The organism is Rhodopirellula sp. UBA1907, from assembly GCF_002337565.1.
GTDB lineage: Bacteria > Planctomycetota > Planctomycetia > Pirellulales > Pirellulaceae > Rhodopirellula > Rhodopirellula europaea.
The window spans coordinates 1-569 of record NZ_DDGH01000077.1 but is presented as its reverse complement, the minus strand read 5'-3'; the positions used below and the strand labels follow the sequence as shown (position 1 = coordinate 569).

Sequence of the window (569 nt, the reverse complement as noted above, 5' to 3'; positions counted from 1 at the left end):
CATTAAATCAACAGCCCGCTAGATACGGGATCTGGTAGTGACCGTAAAGGATCTCACGAACTTCACGGTCCGCGATCGGCATTTAGCGTCCGCCCAATCGAGGGAACGTCCGCAACAATTGGATCTTAGAATAGATTCTACGACAACCTTTAACGCAGCAGTCGGATCTTCGACAGCGATGTGATCGTGGATCTTCTCAAGCCAGGCAACTGATTCGCGAGTCCAGACTACTTCTGCCACGATTCGATTCTCTGCTTGACTTCGTCATCGGAGATGACGTTGCCCGCGTCAGAGTCCGCCAGACCTCGGCCAACCAGACGGGCATAAGCGAGTTCGCGAAGGATCTCGTCGTAGCTACTGTCCTGGGGTTGCTGTGCGATGATATCGGCCATCGCCTGTTTAACAGTGGACATCTGGGATTCCTTTGCGGGGAGGACGCCTGTCGAAATGTTTTGCCAGCACGGCCCTGAGCGAAGCGATCGACGTCTGCACTAACGTAAAATTGTACCAACGCTACGGCCCATTGCCAAAGAGCCAATGCGCAATCACCAATCACAACTTCACCCTCC

The 569-nt window shown here is 53.4% G+C and carries 1 protein-coding gene; it reads right to left on the bottom strand.

Translation table 11 applies throughout. From position 1 onward, the window contains the following. Positions 1–227: 227 nt before the first annotated feature. Positions 228–413, bottom strand: coding sequence for a hypothetical protein (locus B2R17_RS16545; protein ID WP_286764852.1), 186 nt, complete (start codon positions 411–413; stop codon positions 228–230). Between the last annotated feature and the right edge of the window lie 156 nt (positions 414–569).